20 protein-coding genes are annotated in these 15818 nt (G+C 70.0%); 10 read left to right on the top strand and 10 right to left on the bottom strand.

Going from position 1 to position 15818, the window contains the following annotated elements:
* Position 1 precedes the first annotated feature (1 nt).
* From ACFP2T_RS10685 to ACFP2T_RS10695, 3 genes are read right to left on the bottom strand one after another with little or no spacing between them, the layout of a single operon-like run.
* Complete coding sequence (locus ACFP2T_RS10685; protein ID WP_377420267.1) at positions 2-799, bottom strand: MlaE family ABC transporter permease; 798 nt, start codon at positions 797-799, stop codon at positions 2-4.
* Positions 800-806: 7 nt separating this feature from the next.
* Entirely contained in the window at positions 807-1658 is an 852-nt protein-coding gene (locus tag ACFP2T_RS10690; RefSeq protein ID WP_377420269.1) for an MlaE family ABC transporter permease, read from the bottom strand.
* Entirely contained in the window at positions 1655-2704 is a 1050-nt protein-coding gene (locus ACFP2T_RS10695; RefSeq protein ID WP_377420271.1) for an ABC transporter ATP-binding protein, read from the bottom strand. Before ACFP2T_RS10695 ends, ACFP2T_RS10690 begins: the two co-directional genes overlap by 4 nt.
* 155 nt (positions 2705-2859) lie before the next feature.
* On the opposite strand from ACFP2T_RS10695, the gene shbA reads away from it, so the two are divergent.
* Positions 2860-3438, top strand: coding sequence for an RNA polymerase sigma factor ShbA (gene shbA / locus ACFP2T_RS10700; protein ID WP_377420273.1), 579 nt, complete (start codon positions 2860-2862; stop codon positions 3436-3438).
* A complete protein-coding gene (locus tag ACFP2T_RS10705; RefSeq protein WP_377420275.1) occupies positions 3435-4445 on the top strand; it encodes a hypothetical protein in 1011 nt (336 codons plus the stop codon). The genes shbA and ACFP2T_RS10705 overlap by 4 nt, the downstream gene beginning before the upstream one ends.
* Before the next feature lie 184 nt (positions 4446-4629).
* Here ACFP2T_RS10705 and ACFP2T_RS10710 read toward each other — a convergent pair whose 3' ends face one another.
* Positions 4630-5964, bottom strand: a complete 1335-nt coding sequence (locus tag ACFP2T_RS10710; protein ID WP_377420277.1) for a GNAT family N-acetyltransferase — start codon at positions 5962-5964, stop codon at positions 4630-4632.
* Positions 5965-6220: 256 nt separating this feature from the next.
* Here ACFP2T_RS10710 and ACFP2T_RS10715 point away from each other — a divergent pair, with 256 nt between their 5' ends.
* The 5 genes from ACFP2T_RS10715 (at position 6221) to ACFP2T_RS10735 (ending at position 8712) form a co-directional block, all read left to right on the top strand.
* A complete protein-coding gene (locus ACFP2T_RS10715; RefSeq protein WP_377420279.1) occupies positions 6221-6760 on the top strand; it encodes a TetR/AcrR family transcriptional regulator in 540 nt (179 codons plus the stop codon).
* A 49-nt stretch (positions 6761-6809) separates the two neighbouring features.
* Entirely contained in the window at positions 6810-7247 is a 438-nt protein-coding gene (locus ACFP2T_RS10720; protein ID WP_377420281.1) for a MarR family winged helix-turn-helix transcriptional regulator, read from the top strand.
* Positions 7234-7755, top strand: coding sequence for a hypothetical protein (locus tag ACFP2T_RS10725; protein ID WP_377420283.1), 522 nt, complete (start codon positions 7234-7236; stop codon positions 7753-7755). The genes ACFP2T_RS10720 and ACFP2T_RS10725 overlap by 14 nt, the downstream gene beginning before the upstream one ends.
* Before the next feature lie 94 nt (positions 7756-7849).
* On the top strand, positions 7850-8035 hold the full coding sequence (locus tag ACFP2T_RS10730; RefSeq protein ID WP_377420284.1) for a hypothetical protein: 186 nt from the start codon (positions 7850-7852) through the stop codon (positions 8033-8035).
* Between the two features lie 26 nt (positions 8036-8061).
* Complete coding sequence (locus tag ACFP2T_RS10735; protein ID WP_377420286.1) at positions 8062-8712, top strand: DsbA family oxidoreductase; 651 nt, start codon at positions 8062-8064, stop codon at positions 8710-8712.
* Positions 8713-8987: 275 nt separating this feature from the next.
* Here the strand turns inward: ACFP2T_RS10735 and ACFP2T_RS10740 are convergent, their stop codons facing one another.
* Positions 8988-9659: an RICIN domain-containing protein gene (locus ACFP2T_RS10740; RefSeq protein ID WP_377420288.1), complete on the bottom strand. Its 672-nt coding sequence runs from the start codon at positions 9657-9659 to the stop codon at positions 8988-8990.
* 259 nt (positions 9660-9918) lie between these two features.
* Positions 9919-10377 carry a carboxymuconolactone decarboxylase family protein gene (locus ACFP2T_RS10745; RefSeq protein WP_377420290.1) on the bottom strand — a complete coding sequence of 153 codons (459 nt, stop codon included), beginning with the start codon at positions 10375-10377 and terminating at the stop codon, positions 9919-9921.
* A 156-nt stretch (positions 10378-10533) separates the two neighbouring features.
* Here ACFP2T_RS10745 and ACFP2T_RS10750 point away from each other — a divergent pair, with 156 nt between their 5' ends.
* Positions 10534-11427: a sigma-70 family RNA polymerase sigma factor gene (locus tag ACFP2T_RS10750; RefSeq protein ID WP_377420292.1), complete on the top strand. Its 894-nt coding sequence runs from the start codon at positions 10534-10536 to the stop codon at positions 11425-11427.
* A gap of 53 nt (positions 11428-11480) precedes the next feature.
* Here ACFP2T_RS10750 and ACFP2T_RS10755 read toward each other — a convergent pair whose 3' ends face one another.
* Both ACFP2T_RS10755 and ACFP2T_RS10760 read right to left on the bottom strand, forming a co-directional pair.
* Positions 11481-11705 carry a DUF397 domain-containing protein gene (locus ACFP2T_RS10755; RefSeq protein WP_377420294.1) on the bottom strand — a complete coding sequence of 75 codons (225 nt, stop codon included), beginning with the start codon at positions 11703-11705 and terminating at the stop codon, positions 11481-11483.
* Positions 11705-12571 (bottom strand): helix-turn-helix domain-containing protein, encoded by an 867-nt coding sequence (locus tag ACFP2T_RS10760; protein ID WP_377420296.1) that lies wholly within the window; start codon positions 12569-12571, stop codon positions 11705-11707. Before ACFP2T_RS10760 ends, ACFP2T_RS10755 begins: the two co-directional genes overlap by 1 nt.
* Positions 12572-13059: 488 nt before the next feature.
* Between ACFP2T_RS10760 and ACFP2T_RS10765 the strand changes: the two genes are divergently transcribed.
* Together ACFP2T_RS10765 and ACFP2T_RS10770 are read left to right on the top strand one after the other, a co-directional pair.
* On the top strand, positions 13060-13449 hold the full coding sequence (locus ACFP2T_RS10765) for a hypothetical protein (RefSeq protein ID WP_377420297.1): 390 nt from the start codon (positions 13060-13062) through the stop codon (positions 13447-13449).
* A 95-nt stretch (positions 13450-13544) separates the two neighbouring features.
* A complete protein-coding gene (locus ACFP2T_RS10770) occupies positions 13545-14291 on the top strand; it encodes a GH25 family lysozyme (RefSeq protein WP_377420299.1) in 747 nt (248 codons plus the stop codon).
* A gap of 125 nt (positions 14292-14416) precedes the next feature.
* Here the strand turns inward: ACFP2T_RS10770 and ACFP2T_RS10775 are convergent, their stop codons facing one another.
* Together ACFP2T_RS10775 and ACFP2T_RS10780 are read right to left on the bottom strand one after the other, a co-directional pair.
* Positions 14417-14713 (bottom strand): antibiotic biosynthesis monooxygenase, encoded by a 297-nt coding sequence (locus ACFP2T_RS10775; protein ID WP_377420300.1) that lies wholly within the window; start codon positions 14711-14713, stop codon positions 14417-14419.
* A gap of 290 nt (positions 14714-15003) precedes the next feature.
* The gene (locus ACFP2T_RS10780; protein WP_377420302.1) at positions 15004-15642 is read right to left on the bottom strand and encodes a TetR/AcrR family transcriptional regulator C-terminal domain-containing protein; all 639 of its coding nucleotides are present in this window, start codon (positions 15640-15642) and stop codon (positions 15004-15006) included.
* Positions 15643-15818 lie beyond the last annotated feature (176 nt).

A 15818-nucleotide genomic window follows, 5' to 3' on the forward strand; every position in this document is an offset into this window, starting at 1 on the left:
TTCACCCCGCGATCCGGACGGTCGTGGTCGCGCCCCAGATGGCCAGCGACAGGAAGAAGTCGACGATGTTGACCGAGACGATCGCCAGCCGTACGGCGCGGCCGACCGCCACCCCGACGCCGGCCGGTCCACCACTCGCGGTGTAGCCGTAGTAGCAGTGCACCAGCACGACGATCACGCTGAACACCAGCACCTTGCCGAACGACCAGAGCACGTCCACCGGCGGCAGGAAGAGGTGGAAGTAGTAGTCGTAGGTGCCCGCCGACTGGTCGAAGTAGAAGACGGCGATGGTCCGGGTGGCGAGGTAGCTGGAGAGCAGGCCGAGCACGTACAGCGGGATGACCGCGACGAAGCCGGCGATCATGCGGGTGGTGACCAGGAACGGCAGCGACGGCACGCCCATCACCTCCAGGGCGTCGACCTCCTCGGAGATCCGCATCGCCCCGAGCTGGGCGGTGAACCCGCACCCGACCGTCGCCGACAGCGCCAGCGCGGCGACCAGCGGCGCGATCTCCCGGGTGTTGAAGTACGCCGAGACGAAACCGGTGAAGGCGCTGCTGCCGAGCTGGTTGAGGGCCTGATAGCCCTGTAGCCCGACCTCGGTGCCGGTGAAGAAGGTCAGGAAGCAGATCACCCCGACCGTGCCACCGGTCACCGCCAGCGCGCCCCGACCGAAACTGATCTCGGCCAGCAGGCGTACCACCTCGCGCTTGTAACGGCGCACCGTGCGCGGTGCCCAGGCGAACGCGCGCAGGTAGAAGGCGAGTTGCCCGCCGAGGTCGTCCAGGGTACGCAGCATCGGCAGCTCACATCCCCCGCTGCGGTACGAGTTGGAAGTAGACCGCGGTGATGACGAAGTTCAGCGCGAAGAGCAGCATGAACGTGATCACCACACTCTGGTTGACCGCATCGCCGACCCCCTTCGGTCCGCCCTTCGCCGTCATCCCGTGGTACGACGCCACCAGCGCGGCGACCGCACCGAACAGCAGCGCCTTCACCTCGCCGACGATCAGGTCGGGCAACTGGCCCAGGGCCTGGAAACTGGCCAGGTACGCGCCCGGGGTACCACCCTGGAGGACCACGTTGAAGAAGTAGCCGCCGGAGACGCCGACGACGCTGACCAGCCCGTTGAGCAGTACGGCGACCAGCATCGAGGCGACGATCCGGGGTACGACGAGCCGGTGCACCGGATCGATTCCGAGCACCTCCATCGCGTCCAGCTCCTCACGGATCTTCCGGGCGCCCAGGTCGGCGCAGATCGCCGAACCACCGGCACCGGCGATGATCAGCGCGGTGACGATCGGGCTGGCCTCGCGTACCACGGCGAGGACGGAGGCGGCACCGGTGAACGACTGGGCGCCGAGCTGACGTACCAGGGAACCGAGTTGCAGCGCGATCACCGCGCCGAACGGGATCGCCACCAGCGCGGCTGGCAGGATCGACACCGAGCTGATGAACCAGGCCTGCTGCACGAACTCCCGGACCTGGAAGGGGCGCCGGAACACGTTGCGCAGCGCGTCCAGGCAGAACGCGAAGAAGTGCCCGGGGCCGCGCAGGCCGGCGGCGAACCGGCCACCCGCCGCCGGTCCGGCCGCGGTCGGCCCGTCCGCCGCCGCTCCGGCCATCGTCGGCTCGTCCGCCTTCGGCCCGCCGTTCATCGGAGCACCTCGTCGGGTTGCCAGGCGCCGGGTTGCCAGGCGCTGCCGTCCGCGTTCCGGAACGACCCGGTCGGCGGGACGACACCGTGCTCCGCGCACCACTGCCCGGGTGGCTGCTCCGCCCGGCGGGGTCGACCGTCGGAGGGGCGGAGCTGTAGGGGAATGGCCGGCAGTGGCGGCAGTTCCACCCCGGCTTCGGCCTCGGCCCGCAACTCGTCGGAGTCCTTCTCCTCGGCCATCCCGATCGGACCGATCCGCTGTGCGTTGAGGAACTGCCGGACCACCGGTTCGGTGCTGGAGAGCAGCATCTCGCGCGGCCCGAACATGGCCAGGTGACCGTGGTAGATCAGCCCGATGTTGTCCGGCACCGTACGCGCGGTGTTGATGTCGTGCGTGACGATCAGGAACGTCGCACCGGTCTGCTGGTTGAGGTCGATGATGAGCTGGTTGAGGTAGGCGGTGCGGACCGGGTCGAGTCCGGAGTCGGGCTCGTCGAACAGGATGATCCGGGGATCCAGCACCAGCGCCCGGGCCAGCCCGGCCCGTTTGCGCATGCCGCCGGAGATCTGACCCGGCAGTTTCCGCTCCGCGCCGAGCAGCCCGACCATCTCCAGCTTCTCGTGCACCACGGCCCTGATCTCGGACTCGGACTTGCGGGTGTGCTCACGCAGCGGAAAGGCGACGTTGTCGTAGATGGTCATCGAGCCGAACAGCGCGCCGTCCTGGAACAGCACGCCGAAGAGTTTGCGGACCTCGTACAGGGCACGTTCGGAGAGCCGGGGGAGATTCTGCTCCTCGATCCAGATCGCGCCCCGGTCGGGCTTCAGCAGTCCGACCAGCGTCTTGAGGAACACCGACTTGCCGGTGCCGGACGGGCCGAGGAGCACCGAGATCTCGCCCGCCGGCAGGGTCAGACTCACGTCCGACCAGACCGGCTGACCGCCGAAGGACTTGGTCAGCCCTTCGACGCGCACCTCGACGCCCATCCGTGCTCCCGCCGCCGCACTCCGGTGGACGTACCGCCCACCGCCGTCTCTGGTGGACATCGCGCCAGCAGCGTCCGGCGTAACAGCGATAGCGAGTAATTCTTCGACTACTTTGTGTTCCGTGCGTCGTCGGTCCGGACCCCGCCGGTGGTGCGAACGCCGGGGTGCCGATACGGTGCGGTTAACCCACCGGTAACGAAGGTGCAGCCCCATAGATGACCGCAGCACCCGAGACAGATCTCGTCGCTCGGGCCGCCCGTCGCGACCCCGAGGCAACGGCGACGCTGCTCGCCGAGGTCCGTCCCGGTCTGGTCCGATACTGTCGGGCCCGGCTGGGCCGCATCGGCGGCGCGTACGCCACCGCCGACGACGTGGCCCAGGAGGTGTGCCTGGCCGTGCTGCGCGCGCTGCCTCGCTACCGCGACCAGGGCCGCCCGTTCTCCGCATTCCTGTACGGCATAGCCGCGCACAAGGTCGCCGACGCGCAACGGGCCGCCATCCGGGATTCCACCGTCACGGCACCCGCCGCACTGCCCGACGGCCCGGACGCCGATCCCGGTCCCGAACAGCGGGCCGTCGCGACCGATCTCGCGCGCCGGCTCTCCGCGTTGCTGGCCCGGCTGACCGAGGTGCAGCGGGAGATCGTCCTGCTGCGGGTGGCGGTCGGGTTAACCGCCGACGAGGTGGGCGTCATCGTGGGAATGTCGGCCGCTGCCGTCCGGGTGACCCAGTCGCGCGCCCTCGCCCGGCTGCGCGCGCTCGCCGGTACCGCCCTGGACGAGGTCGCCGCATGAGTAACCTGCGGGACGGAGGACGACGAGGCGACGGCGTGGGGGAGCGGAGCGGTGACGTGACCGGGCGGGATGGTGACCCGGTCGAGCTGGCCGACCCGGTCGATCTGGAACCGGCCGTCCTCGTCGCCGACGACCTGCTGCTCGACGCGCTGGGCCGGGGCGCGGCGGCACCGGCCGACGACCCGATCGCCGGGCTGATGGCGGCCTGGCGGGCGGACCTCGACGCCGAGCAGCCCGCCGGTCCGGTCGACGATGCCGTGCCGGCCCGGACCATGCCGGCGACCGTACGGGCACCGGCCCGGGTACGCCCGCCTCGACCGGGGCCGCCCGTTGGCCCCCGCCGGCCGGGTCAGCTCCGGTCCGACCCGCCGCGACCCGTGCCGGGGCGCCGGCCTCGACGTACCGGGCTGGTCCGGCGACTGGGGCTCGTCGCCGTGGTCGCGATCGTCGCCACCGCCCTACTGGGGCTCGGCGTCAACGAGGCAGGACCGACGAGTCCGTTGTGGCCGATCGCGGCGGCGGTCTATCCGGACCGGTCCGCCGTCCGGGTCGTCGAGCACACCCTCACGCTCGCCGAGGACGCGGTGGCGGCGGGCCGGTACGACGACGCACGTTCCCGGTTGGACCAGGCACTCGTCCAGGTCGCGGAGGTACGCCACCCGGAGCCGGCGGAACGCCTGCGGGCCGACATCGAACGAATCCGGCGCGGGCTGCCCGGTACGGGACCGGACGAGATAGAGCCGGACACGAGTACGACGTCGGGTGCCGTCCCCGCCGTACCGGTGCCGGCGACCTCGTCCACCGACGGCGGCCCGGCACCGACGCGTACTCCGGGTGGGGCCGCGTCGCCAGCCGGCCGACCCCCCGCCGCCTCGGATCCCGCACCGGCCGATCCGTCGCCCCGGCAGGTGCTGCCGTTGCCCGTACCGGTGCTGCCGTCGCTGCTGCCCTCGGGGCTGCCGTTGCTGCCGAGCGGTGGCTGCGTGCTGCTCTGCCCGCCGGACTGAGCTTCGGCCGCCCAGCACGCCGCCCCACGGCTTCGCGTCATTCGCCGAGCGCTGTACTCGAACCTTGCAGTTGTTGCACTGTGGGACGGGCACGGACGCGGGGCCCCGGAACGCTGTTGTTCGCGGCGAACTGTCCGTGCTCCGACCGCCACTCTTCCGGGTACAACGTCAGCTTGCCCGTTGGTCAGTTGCGGGGCCAGATCCGGACCGGCACCTGGGGGAATGCCGTCGTCAGGAAGTGTTCGGTGAGGCGGTCGCGTAAAAGGCAGTCCGGCCAGGTGTCCAGCACCTCGGGCAGTGTGCGGTGGCCGAGCGCGAGCTGTAGCAGGGCGCCGGGCGGGATGGCGGCGTGGGTCTGGGGGTCGGTGGACGGGCTGACGGCGCCGGATACGGCCGTCACCTTCGCCAGTTCACCGTCGGTGAACTCCAGCCGAGCGGCGCGACCGTACATGTCGATGGTCAGCGCTGGTTCGTGCCAGCGCAGGTCGGCTACTTGCCAGCGATCCCGCAGCAGCGGTAGCAGCCGGCTGAGCAGGTCGACCGGGTCGCCCGTGCGGACGTACCAGCCTCTGGGCCGCGTCGGTATGCCGGGCGGGCCGAGTCGGGCCAGCGGGTGGTTCGGGTCGAGGAGACGACGGACCGCGGTGAACGGCCTCCCCGCCGATGCCTCGTGCCGCCGGCCGATGTGGCCCAGGTGTGCGTGCATGGCGACGGCGGCCTGCGGCCAGTCGGCCGGTCGAGTGCAGGCCGCCGCGACCACGGTCAGCTCTCCGGCGCTGGAGAGCCGGGCGGTGTGGACCAGGTATCCCCGTACGTCGGCGTCGTGCACCAGCACGGCGACGGTGCGCCGGGCCTGGTCCGCCGGGCGGCGCCCGGCGATCTCGTACCGCCACACCTCGGCGTCTCTCGGGCAGACCAGGGCGTCCCCGTCGGTGAGTCGCCGGTCGATGTCGGCGAGGTCGTCCGCGTCGGCGACGGTGGCCGGGCGCACCGTCAGGCCGCTGCGGGAGCCGCCCGGCCGGTCGTGCTCCGTGGCCGGCAGCGCGGTGGCGGGCACCGTGGGAGCGCCGTCGTTCGCGAGGGCATAGTCGTAGCCGAGCCGCCGATAGAAGTAGGGAATCCCCTCGATGATCTGGACCGGCACACGGCCAACCGCGTACCGCTGGTGCAGGGCGGCGAACAGCCGGTCGGTGAGGCGGTTCCCGCGGTGCTCCGGCGCCGTGCCGACCAGTTCGACCTGGGCCACCGGCAGCCGGACCCCGGCCAGGCTCCAGTCCTGCCGTAGCCCTACCAGGCTGGCCACCGGGTGGCCGGTGGTCGAATCCTCGGCGACCAGGAAGTCATCGGGTACGACCGCGGGATGACCGGCCAGCAGGTCTTCGACCCAGGCGGCGATGCCGGGGTGCGGTTGTCCGCCGGTTGCCGCCTGAAGCTGGACCGATGCGTGCAGGCGAGCGAGCTCGATGGCGTCGGAGGCTCGGCCCGGCCGGACCATGTAACGGTCGTTTTCCCTCGTCATACCTTGTCTGCTGACGGCGGGTCCGGACCACCCAGGTGAGGGTGTCTCGCTGCGGGCCGGACTGGTCGTCGAGGTGGGTGTGGTCATCGACTCGGACACGAGGATCGCCTCCAGAGCTAAGCCGTACAGTGCCTGTTCAGCTTCCGGCGCGTACTGTAACCCGTACATCCGCTGTTTGACTTAAGGAAGTTGCATGCCTCACCCGACCGCCAGGCCGGCCCGCCGGGCGGACGCACGGCAGAACGCCGAAAAGATCGTGCAGGCGGCCATCACCCGCCTCGGAAGGAACGCCGCGGCGAGCATGAACGACATCGCACAGGAGGCGGGGGTTGGCAGGGTCACCCTGTACGGGCACTTCCCGTCCCGGGAGGCCCTGGTCGAAGCCGCGTTGATCCGACTGTTGGCCCGGGGAGAGGACGTGTTGGAGGCCATCGACCTCACCGGCGATCCCCGCGACGGCCTGCGGTCGCTCATGGAATCGGGCTGGCTGCTGCTCGCCCAAGCGGCCTCGGTCCTACAGGCGGCGCAGACGACCCTGCCTGCCGGCCGCGTGCAGGAACTGCACGCGAAACCCGAGCAGCGGGTTCATGACCTGATCCGCCGCGGCCAGAACGAAGGCGTCTTCCGGACCGACATTCCGGCCGACCTGCTGGCCAGCGCCCTGCACCACATTCTGCACGGCGCAGCGACGGACGTCGCGACCGGACGGCTCGATGCGGCAGACGCACCACGCTTCGTTGCCGAGATGACCTTGGCCATCTGTGCGGTTCCGCCTGCCTCACCGCAGCAGGACTGAACCGCCCAAGTTGTTGCATCGTCGAACCAACTGGTTGTACGGTCGAACAATGCAGAGCGGGGAGGTCGACGCCGCGCAGGAGGCCCTGATGCGGTTCGTCCGCAACTTCGGCCTCCATCAGCCCGACCGCACACCATGTGGGCAGCCACTGCCGGTCTCGGAGGCACACGCCATGGTGGAGATCGCCCGCGAGGGACGGATCCGTCAGGTGGAACTGGCTCGCCGGTTGCGTTTGGAGAAGAGCACCGTCAGCCGCCTGGTCAACAACCTGGTCGGTCGGGGTTGGGTGCACCGGGAGGCGGCCGACGGTGATGGCCGCGGCGTGCTGCTGGTGCTCACCGAGACAGGTGCCACCGCTGCCGCCCGGCAGGCCGACGCCCGCCGGGACCGGCTCACCGCCCTACTCGATCGCGTACCCGATGACCAACGCGCCGCCGTGGTGCGCGCGCTGCAGACCCTCGCGGAGGCCGCTGTTGAACCGTTCTGACCGTTCCCGGACCCGTCGACCCCTGCTCCTGGTCGCCGCCGCCACCGCCGCCGTGCTGAGCGGCGGCTGTGCCGACGACTTCTCGACATCGACACCGGCGACCCCCAGCCGACAGGCCGAGGTGGCCGAGCGGGGCGCGTCCGTCATGCCGTTCGACCTGGAACGCACCACCCACCGGTTCACCAAGACCGACACCGGCGGCGTCCAGACCGTGGTCGCCGACGACCCGCAGGACACCACCCAGATCGGACTCATCGGGCAACACCTGACCGCGGAGGTCGAGCGCTTCCGGCGCGGCGACTTCACCGATCCCGCCCGCATTCACGGCAACGAAATGCCCGGCCTCGAAGCGCTACGCAAACACGGCGGAAGGATCACCCTCGACTACGAGGCCACCCCGGACGGGGGACGCGTCACCTACGCCACCAGCGACGCCGAGCTTCGCAATGCCCTGCACCACTGGTTCGACGCCCAGGTCAGCGACCACGGCCAGCACGCCACCCGCTAGCCGACCCGGCCAGGGCGACGAGGGGGACCGACGGTCGTCCCAGGCTGGCTGACGCATAATTGGGCTAGGAACAATAAGTAACTAAGGAGACCCGATGAGTGCGTCCAGCCTGGCAGGGGAGTCGATGGCGCAACAACCGGACATTCCGGGCGACGAATCGTCGGCTGACCGGCCGCCAGTTCCCGTATCGGTAGCGTCGGCGCCGCTTCCGGCGGTGTCCGGCCTGGTGTTCCTGGGCGCCGAGGACGCGCAGGTGTGCGCGGACGGCACCTGTCTGTGAGCGGTTCGGTGAGCGAGGAGATAACGGTGAGAGTCGAAGCCTGGTCCGACGTGGTCTGCCCGTGGTGCTACATCGGCAAGCGGCGGCTGGAGACGGCGCTCGCGCAGTTCGAGCACGCCGACGAGGTCGAGGTGGTCTGGCGTAGCTTCCAGCTCGACCCGACGTACCCGAAGGGCGACCCGCAGCCGGTGCACGAGCAGTTGCAGAAGAAGTTCGGCGGGTCGCTCGCCCAGGTCCGCGCGATGACCGATCACGTGACGGCGCTGGCGGCCGAGGAGGGTCTGACGTACGACCTCGGTCGGTCCATCATGGTCAACACTGTTGACGCCCATCGGCTCACCCACCTGGCGAAGGCGCACGGGCTGGGCGGAGAGATGCACGAGCGGTTGCTCCGGGCTCAGTTGGTGGAGGGTGAGACGCTCGACGACCACGAGACGCTCGTCCGACTCGGCGCCGAGGTCGGAGTGCCGGCCGACGAGGCTCGCCGGGTGCTGGCCGGTGACGAGTACGCCCGCGACTTCGCCGCAGATGTCCGGGAGGCTCGGGCGCTCGGCGCGACCGGTGTGCCGTTCTTCGTGCTCGACCGGAAGTACGGCATCTCGGGAGCGCAACCGGCCGAGGCGTTCCTGTCCGCGCTGCGTACGGCGCACGGCGAGGCGCGTACGCCGGCCCGCTGAGTCGCCTCACCGCACGGGAGAACCCGGGCCTGGGGTCGAGGGGTGTGCGAGGACGGTCATTTCCTGGGCCCCTGCCGCCGTACGACCAGCCAGACCGTGCCGGCCACCGCAGCCGTGAACGGCAGGAGGCAGCAGAGGACGGCGAGGAGGAGATGCCACGGCTTGATAGCGCCCATGGCAGGGGACGGTAGCGCTGAACTGCGTTGCCCGCTGGCCCGGGTCCCGGTCTGTGCCGGCGCCCGACCCGGGCCAGCGGTGCGGTGCCGCGCCGGGGCTCAGTTGCTCAGGGTCCAGTTCTGGTTGGTCCAGCCGTTGCAGGCCCACAACTGCACCCTCGAACCGTTGGCCGGAATGGTGTTCCGGTCGCCGTCGAGGCACTGTCTACCGTAGTAGTTCCGGAACTGGGCGCCGTTCCAGACCCAGACCTGGTTGGTCCAGCCGTTGCAGGCCCACAACTGCACTCGCGAACCGTTGGCCGGAATGGTGTTGCGGTCACCGTCGAGGCACTGGCGGCCATAGTAGTTCTGGATTCGGTAGTAGCCGACCGGATATCCACTCGCAGTGGTGAGTATCCACGCCTGGTTGGTCCAGCGGTTGCAGGCCCACAATTGAACTCGCGAACCGTTGGCGGGAATGGTGTTCCGGTCGCCGTCGAGGCACTGGCCGTAGTGGCCGTTGCGGACGTACTGGAAGAAGTAGCTGGCCAGGATCCCCGACCTGGACTCGGTCGCGCCGACCCTGGGGAGCTGGGACAGGTCGGTCAGCCTCAGGGTGACCTTGCTGGTCGAGGCCGGATCCGTTACTCCGGATCCAGACCGGACCGGTGCGGCGTACGCCGCACCGGCGGTCATGGTCAGCGCCACTCCGATCGCCGTGAGCGTCACGGCGAGCCGGCGGCCGAGTCGGCGTGTGCTGCCGATCTCCGAACAGTTTGACAACAGTTTCATATTCGTTCCCGATCTGTCGCTGGTTCCGCGCCGTGCGTGCATGCACTGTCGAATCTCGACGACGGTATCCAGATATCGGGCAATCGGCTGTCACCAAAAGGACTAACTCGGCGATCGGCTCTATGGTCGAGAATATTGAAACAAATTCCGGTGCGACGTGAATATCCGCATCCGACCGTCCATGCCGGCTGCCGGTGCTCGCGGGTGACGGCGGGCCGCCGCCCGCGAGCGCTCGGCTACGGAGCGAGGGGCGCCGTGGTCAGCCCCAGTTCTGCGGCGCGAGTTGCCGGGTCGTGGCGTTGATCCGGTTGAAGAAGTTGGTGGTGGCGATCCAGAGCACCAGCGCGGCGAGTTGCTTCTCGTTGAAGTGCTTGGCCGCGTCGGCCCAGATCTCGTCCGGTACCGGGTCCGGCCGGTCGGCCAGCCGGGTGGCCGCCTCGGCGAGGGCGAGTGCGGCCCGCTCGGCGTCGGTGAAGTACGGCGTCTCCCGCCAGACCGCCACCGCGAACAGCCGCTCGTCGGTCTCGCCGTTCTTCTTGGCGCTCCGGGCGCCGCCGTCCACGCATGCGCTGCACCCGTTGATCTGGCTGGCCCGCAGGTGTACGAGCTCCAGCGTCGACCCGGGCACCCCGGCCGAATGGCTCTCCTTGTAGAGGATGTTGACCGCCTTGACCGCCTCCGGCAGGAGCCCTGCCGGGTTGTTCATCCGTGCCTGCATGGTCGTCTCCTTCAGAATCCTGATGAGGGGCCGGTGTGTCGCTGTCACATCGGCGCCGTTTTCCTCGTCGCTGGTATGACGGACCGCGACGGGAAGTTGTGACAAAAGTGGCACGGCTCACAAATGCGGCGGAGACAGCGAAGCGAGGGTTACCGGGTGAGTGAGAAGGACGTGCTGGCCGAGCGATTCGAGGCGAACCGGTCGAAGCTGAGGGCGGTGGCCTACCGGATGCTCGGCTCGTCCGCCGAGGCCGACGACGCGGTCCAGGAGGCGTGGCTGCGGCTGAGCCGGACCGACACCACCGGGGTCGACAACCTCGCCGCCTGGCTGACCACCGTCGTCGGCCGGATCTGCCTGGACATGCTCCGGTCACGCGGTTCCCGGCACGAGGAATCCCTCGACGCCCGTACCGTCGAACCGGTCGCGACCACGGATGATTCGACCGACCCGGAGCAGCAGGCGTTGCTGGCCGACTCGATCGGTCTCGCGCTGCTCGTCGTGCTGGAGACCCTCACCCCCACCGAGCGGCTGGCCTTCGTACTGCACGACATGTTCGCCGTCTCCTTCGACGAGATCGCCCCCATCCTGGGCCGCAGCCCCGCGGCCGCCCGGCAGATCGCCAGCCGGGCGCGCCGCCGGATCCAGGCCGATGCCGCGACCCCGGAGGCCGACGTGTCGCGCCAGCGGGCGATCGTCGAGGCGTTCCTGGCCGCCGCCCGGGGCGGCGAGTTCACCGCGCTGCTCGCGATGCTCGACCCGGACGTCGTGATCCGGGCCGACAGCGCCGCCGCCCGGATCGGCGCTGCCGACCGAATGGCGGGCGCTGCCGAGCTGCGCGGCGCGACCGCGGTCGCCGGGTTTTTCTCCGGCCGGGCCGGGGCCGCGCGGCTGGCCATCATCGACGGGGCCCCTGGCGCCGTGGTGGTGCTCGGCAACCAGACCCGGCTCGTCCTCAGCTTCATCATCACCGGCGGCCGGATCATCGGCGTCGACGTGGTTGCCGACCCCGAGCAGGTGCGCGAACTCGACATCACGATGGTGGACGGCTGACGCGATCCGGGTCGACGAGCCAGGATGTCTGGCCTCGACGCGGTCAACGCCGGTCAGGCGGGCGGGGTGAAGTCGAACTGCCCGTGCTTGGCGCCGCCCAGGAAGGCGTCCCACTCCTCGCGGGTGTAGACGATCACCGCCGCGTCCGGGGCCTTGCTGTGCCGTACGGCGACCCGGCCGGAGCCGTCTAGCAGCGGGCCGGCCTCGACACAGCTCCCGCCGTTGCTCGCGCTTCTCGTGCTGATGTGCCAGCCAACCGCCGGCAGGGACTCGCTCATCACCGCTCCTCCGCGATCGTCGCGATCAGCTTCGCCGACCCGGACGGGTCGAGCGCGATCTGCTGCAACCGAGCGTACGCCTCCGCGTACCGCCTGGATTTTGGTGATTCCATGAAGAGCCGGCCGCCGAGGGTCTCCGCGTAGGCCACCTCGGGGTAGGGCTTCGGCATCTTGAACAGCCAGAACGAACCGTCCAGGCCGGGGTGCAGGCCGATGGTGGCGGGCAGCACCCGGACGTCCACGTTGGGCCGGCGCAGCAGTTCGCCGAGGTGCGTGAGCTGGCCGCGCATCAACGCCGGTCCGCCGACCGGGCGGCGCAGCACGCTCTCGTCCAGCACCGCCGAGACGGTGACCCCGAACTCCGGCTCCAGCACCCGCTGCCGGTCCAGCCGCAACTGCATCCACTTCGCGACCGAGAACGGGGTCGCCCGCTTGCCCTCGGCGTTGCGGATCACCGCCTCGGCGTACTCCGGGGTCTGCATCAGGCCCGGCATCAGCATCGCGTCGAACGAGCAGATCTGCTCGGCCCGGGTCTCCAGCCACGGGAAGTCGATGAACGAGGCGTCCACGATCTCGTCGTAGTCGTCGTCCCACCGGTCGGTCCGCCAGGCATCCTCGGCGAGCTGGATGAAGTGCGCCCGGGTGGCCGGATCATGCTCGCCGTAGAGGTCGAGCAGCGAGACGACGACGCCGCGCCGGAACGGCCATTCGGCCCGTTCCCAGCGGGCGACCGAAGAAAGGTCGCGTTCCAGGAACTCGGCGGCCCGCTTCAGGGTGAACCCGCGCTGCTCGCGTAGCTCCCGCATCTGCTGGCCGAGCCATTGGGCGCGCAACGTCTGCACGAACGATTCGTTTTTCGCCGGCATACTCCACCTCTCGGACGCATTGGATCCCAGCCAGAGAATTGGTGTCTCTTGCACCAATACCGGAGCCGCTGGAAACGTGGTCTCCGGGTGAGGGGGATCACCGGCCCCCGGGAAATCCGGTGCAAGCACGGCGACCGCGGCTGGGCCAACAGCCGAGAAGGTGACGAGGGCGGGCGTCGCGGGTGGCAGCCGCACTACCGGACCTCGTCGGGTCTCAACTGGAGCGTCGGGATCGTCGTGGACCCCGGCTCCGAACCGACTTACCGAATACCTATCACGGAGAGGTGGCGCCGCGCGACCCTGCGCATTACTCAACCGATCGCCGCACCGCTTCAGACACGCTCTGGTGCCGTACTCGCCGAAGAAGGCTGCGGTGTCAGGGCGGGGCGATCCGGCCCGGATTCGGCAAGCGGGCCGGGTCGCCCATTCCAGATACCGCCGGATCGCTCCTTCCAGAAACCCGGAAGATCGCCTGAGAGGAATCAGCCGTGAGCCCAGTTCCCCGAACGAGATCAATCGGAGGTGCGGCCCCGGAACGGCGCCAGACGTCGTCCAACCAGATCGCCGACCGGGTGTTCGACGCGCTGCCCCGAGCCGCCGTGGAGGCGTTCACCGGGCGGGACGCCCCGGTGCCCCGGTACGTCATCCACCTACCCGCCGCCAGCGCCGACCTGGCCGGGGCGGTGGAACTCGCGTACGGGCTGGCCCGTTCGCTCGACTTCCTGTCGGAGATCGACGCCGGAGAGACGACGGTGTCCGAGGAGGACGCGCAGCACGTACACCATCGGGTCTGCTGCGACCGGTTGTTGCCCGGACGCCGCCGCTGCGCCCTGCGGGCGAGGCATGACGGATCGTGCGATACCGAGTTTCCCGCCTGATCCTGGAAATTAACTTCGTCAGTACTTGTGATCAAGGGCAGATATCTTCAACCATGGGCGTCGATACCCTCCATACCCCCCCATCGGGAGGATCGATGAGCACCACCGGAACCCCGGCCCGGCGTACGCGGCGCCTGCTCACCTCCGCGCTCACCGTCGCCGCACTGGTCGCGACCGCGCTCGCGGTGACCGCCGCCCCCGCCCAGGCGGCGACCACCCCCGGCATCGACGTGTCGCACTACCAGGGCGCGATCAACTGGACCAGCGTGCGCAACGCCGGAATCCAGTGGGCCTACATCAAGGCCACCGAGGGCACCACGTTCAAGGACTCGCGGTTCAACACCAACTACCCGGCCGCGCACGGCGCCGGGGTGATCCGAGGGGCCTACCACTTCGCCCGCCCGGCCGCGTCCAGCGGCGCGGCCCAGGCCAACTACTTCGCCAGCAACGGCGGGGCCTGGTCGGCGGACAACCTCACCCTGCCCGGCGCGCTCGATCTAGAGGCGGGCTGCCACGGACTGTCCCAGAGTGGCATGGTGGCGTGGATCCGCGACTTCCTCAACACCTACCGGGCCCGTACCGGCCGGTACGCCGTCATCTACACCACCACGAGCTGGTGGACCACGTGCACCGGAAACTACTCCGGCTTCGGAAGCACCAACCCGTTGTGGATCGCCCGCTGGGCGAGCGCGCCCGGTGCCCTGCCCGCCGGCTGGGGCTTCTACACCATGTGGCAGTACACCTCGACCGGAAGCGTGCCGGGCATCTCGGGTGCGGTGGACCGGGACTGGTTCAACGGCGCCCGTGACCGGTTGCTGGCGCTGGCCAACAACACGGCCTGACCACCCCGCCCACCGATCCGTACGTCTGATCCCTACTGCCACGCCACGTCACACGGCGCGGGCACCCGGCCCGCCGCTCCGACAGCGGGCCCGTCGGTACCGGCGGGCCCGCAGGACGGAGTAACTCAGGTCGGCTCCTCGACCGCAGTGCCCTCCTCGGAGCTGACGATCTCGCCGATCAGCTCGAAGAAGGCCTGGATGCCGGGCCGGTTGCCACCCTTGGCCCGGGACGCGGCGAGGTCCGCCGACGACCGCCAGGAGACGATGTCCAGCCACTCGTCGTCGGCCAGCCGAACCAGCCGGGCGTCGAGAAATCCGTCGCGATCGACCCGGAAGTCGCGCAGCATCGCCGAACGCGCGGCCAGCAGTGCCTCGCTCAGACCGGGCGACACCCGGAAGCGGGTGAGTTCTACGACGGTCACCGGCCATCTCCTCCACTGCTCGTGCCTACTCCACGGGTGGGATCGGCCTGCCGACGCCGTCGGCGAGTGCGGGGAACCGGCCGGAGCGTGCGACGTGACACGTGAGGACGGTGTCCGGCCCGGTGAGGTTGCCCCGGCCGACAGGCGACACACGCAGACTAGCGCCACAATGCCGTACAAAACCGGGAGACTCGGTGATAGTCGGGCCCGACGGCCTCAGCACCGAACGCACCCGGGCACCGAACGCACCCGGCGCGGCCCGTGCACCGGATCGGCCCGCCGCCAGTTCGTTACGGCAGCGGGCCGACGATCCGCTCGTACGTCTGGGTCAGGCCGTCGATGAGCGCGTCCAGACCGAGCGCGAACGCCCCCTCGTCGACGCTCTGCTGGTGCTCCGCGAGCCGGTGCGCCTGGCTGAGGTGCGGATAGTGCGCGGCGTATAGCTGCGGATCCTCGACGAAGCCCCGGGCGAACGACCCGAGCGCCGAACCGGCCACGAAGTACCGCATCAGCGCGCCGATGTGGGTGGCGCGGGCCGGCGGCCAACCGGCCTTGACCAGCCCGCCGTAGACCGCGTCCGCCATGGCCAGCGCCGCCGGCCGCCGGCCCGGCCCCTGCGCGAGGTACGGCACGATGTTGGCGTGGGTCGCGAGAGCCCGCCGGTACGACCGTCCCCACAGCCGCAGTGCGTCCGGCCAGTCGTGGGTGGCGAAGAACGAGACGTCGACCTTTGCGGTGATGGCGTCCGCCACCGCGTCCAGGATCTCGTCCTTGTTCGCGAAGTGGTTGTAGAGCGAGGGTCCGCGTACCCCGAGTTCCGTGGCCAGGCGACGGGTGGAGAGCGCGTCCAGCCCTTCGGCGTCGATGAGCGCGGCGGCCGCGTCGATGATGCGCTGCCGGCTCAACAGCGCCTGGCGGGGTCGGGGCATGCTCGCTCGCCTCCGCTCGGGCTCTCGGTGTACCAGGACTGGCGCAAGAAAACTTCCAGCGCTAGTTTAGCGGGCAGCGACGTGGTCCCATGGGCGGTGGCCCGAGTCCCGTCCGGGGTGTTAGGCGGGGGCCCTTCTTCTACAAAAAGCGATAAGAAGGGGCCCTTCCTTACACC

Origin of the sequence: Plantactinospora solaniradicis, from assembly GCF_042658085.1 — a bacterium.
Classification (GTDB): Bacteria; Actinomycetota; Actinomycetes; order Mycobacteriales; family Micromonosporaceae; genus Plantactinospora; species Plantactinospora solaniradicis.

Bases quoted from the DNA above. Each gene is read 5' to 3' on its own strand.
- ACFP2T_RS10705 (WP_377420275.1), top strand. From the start codon at position 3,435: ATGAGTAACCTGCGGGACGGAGGACGACGAGGCGACGGCGTGGGGGAG.
- shbA (WP_377420273.1), top strand. From the start codon at position 2,860: ATGACCGCAGCACCCGAGACAGATCTCGTCGCTCGGGCCGCCCGTCGC.
- ACFP2T_RS10695 (WP_377420271.1), bottom strand. From the start codon at position 2,704: ATGTCCACCAGAGACGGCGGTGGGCGGTACGTCCACCGGAGTGCGGCG.
- ACFP2T_RS10755 (WP_377420294.1), bottom strand. From the start codon at position 11,705: ATGAGCGAGTCCCTGCCGGCGGTTGGCTGGCACATCAGCACGAGAAGC.
- ACFP2T_RS10710 (WP_377420277.1), bottom strand. From the start codon at position 5,964: ATGACGAGGGAAAACGACCGTTACATGGTCCGGCCGGGCCGAGCCTCC.
- ACFP2T_RS10745 (WP_377420290.1), bottom strand. From the start codon at position 10,377: ATGCAGGCACGGATGAACAACCCGGCAGGGCTCCTGCCGGAGGCGGTC.
- ACFP2T_RS10690 (WP_377420269.1), bottom strand. From the start codon at position 1,658: ATGAACGGCGGGCCGAAGGCGGACGAGCCGACGATGGCCGGAGCGGCG.
- ACFP2T_RS10780 (WP_377420302.1), bottom strand. From the start codon at position 15,642: ATGCCCCGACCCCGCCAGGCGCTGTTGAGCCGGCAGCGCATCATCGAC.
- ACFP2T_RS10770 (WP_377420299.1), top strand. From the start codon at position 13,545: ATGAGCACCACCGGAACCCCGGCCCGGCGTACGCGGCGCCTGCTCACC.
- ACFP2T_RS10740 (WP_377420288.1), bottom strand. From the start codon at position 9,659: ATGAAACTGTTGTCAAACTGTTCGGAGATCGGCAGCACACGCCGACTC.
- ACFP2T_RS10720 (WP_377420281.1), top strand. From the start codon at position 6,810: ATGCAGAGCGGGGAGGTCGACGCCGCGCAGGAGGCCCTGATGCGGTTC.
- ACFP2T_RS10730 (WP_377420284.1), top strand. From the start codon at position 7,850: ATGAGTGCGTCCAGCCTGGCAGGGGAGTCGATGGCGCAACAACCGGAC.
- ACFP2T_RS10760 (WP_377420296.1), bottom strand. From the start codon at position 12,571: ATGCCGGCGAAAAACGAATCGTTCGTGCAGACGTTGCGCGCCCAATGG.
- ACFP2T_RS10685 (WP_377420267.1), bottom strand. From the start codon at position 799: ATGCTGCGTACCCTGGACGACCTCGGCGGGCAACTCGCCTTCTACCTG.